This is a genomic window from Enterobacter cloacae complex sp. IR5428, assembly GCF_049238585.1.
Taxonomy (GTDB): domain Bacteria; phylum Pseudomonadota; class Gammaproteobacteria; order Enterobacterales; family Enterobacteriaceae; genus Enterobacter; species Enterobacter intestinihominis.
In genome coordinates this window covers 1-1229 of the sequence record NZ_JBMKHV010000039.1, presented here as the reverse complement: position 1 = coordinate 1229, position 1229 = coordinate 1, and the positions used below count along the sequence as shown (strand labels likewise).

1 protein-coding gene is annotated in these 1229 nt (G+C 50.8%); it reads left to right on the top strand.

The window, feature by feature from the left end; genetic code table 11:
* The first annotated feature begins 63 nt into the window (after nucleotides 1-63).
* A protein-coding gene (locus ACOTXC_RS22670; protein ID WP_095429518.1) for an IS3 family transposase occupies nucleotides 64-1211 on the top strand; the annotation gives its coding sequence in 2 pieces (ribosomal slippage) (nucleotides 64-301 and nucleotides 301-1211; 1149 coding nt in all).
* The last annotated feature ends 18 nt before the right edge of the window (nucleotides 1212-1229 follow it).

The window sequence follows — 1229 nt, the reverse complement described above, 5'->3', positions numbered from 1 at the left end:
TGAATCGCCACGGGTTTAACAGACACCTCAGAGTCATTTAAGATGACTTAAAGAGAGGTGCCCATGAGCGGTAAGCGTTATCCTGAAGAGTTTAAAATTGAAGCAGTCAAACAGGTTGTTGATCGTGGTCATTCTGTTTCCAGTGTTGCAACACGTCTCGATATCACCACTCACAGTCTTTACGCCTGGATAAAGAAGTACGGCCCGGATTCTTCCACTCATAATGAACAGTCAGATGCTCAGGCCGAGATCCGCCGTCTTCAGAAAGAGTTGAAGCGGGTTACGGACGAACGGGACATATTAAAAAAAGCCGCGGCGTACTTCGCAAAGCTGTCCGACTGAGGTACGCCTTTATCCGCGACAACAGCCGTTGCTGGCCTGTTCGTTTGCTCTGTCGGGTTCTGGATGTCCATCCGAGTGGATTTTATTTCTGGCTTCAGCAGCCACATTCGCAGCGTCACCAGACAGATCAGATGCTGACCGGGCAAATCAAACAGTTCTGGCTTGAGTCTGGCTGCGTCTATGGTTATCGCAAGATCCATCTCGATCTGCGTGATACCGGACAGCAGTGCGGAGTGAACCGGGTCTGGCGGCTGATGAAGCGTGCCGGAATAAAAGCTCAGGTTGGGTACCGTAGCCCACGAGCACGTAAAGGCGAAGCCAGTATCGTGACACCCAACAGGCTCCAGCGGCAGTTCAATCCGGACTCACCGGATGAGCGTTGGGTGACGGACATAACCTACATCCGAACCCACGAAGGCTGGCTGTATCTGGCCGTGGTGGTTGACCTGTTCTCCCGAAAAGTTATCGGCTGGTCAATGCAACCCCGCATGACAAAAGAGATTGTCCTGAACGCATTACTTATGGCGGTGTGGAGGCGTAATCCTCAAAAGCAGGTACTGGTTCACTCTGATCAGGGTAGTCAGTACACGAGCCATGAGTGGCAGTCGTTCCTGAAATCACACGGTCTGGAAGGCAGCATGAGTCGTCGCGGTAACTGCCACGACAACGCGGTTGCGGAAAGCTTTTTCCAGCTACTGAAACGCGAACGGATTAAGAAAAGGATCTACGGAACGAGAGACGAAGCCAGAAGCGATATTTTTGATTATATCGAAATGTTTTATAACAGTAAGCGTCGGCATGGTTCGAGCGAGCAGATGCCACCGGCTGAATATGAAAACCTATATTATCAACGGCTCAGAAGTGTCTAGATTATCCGTGGCGATTCA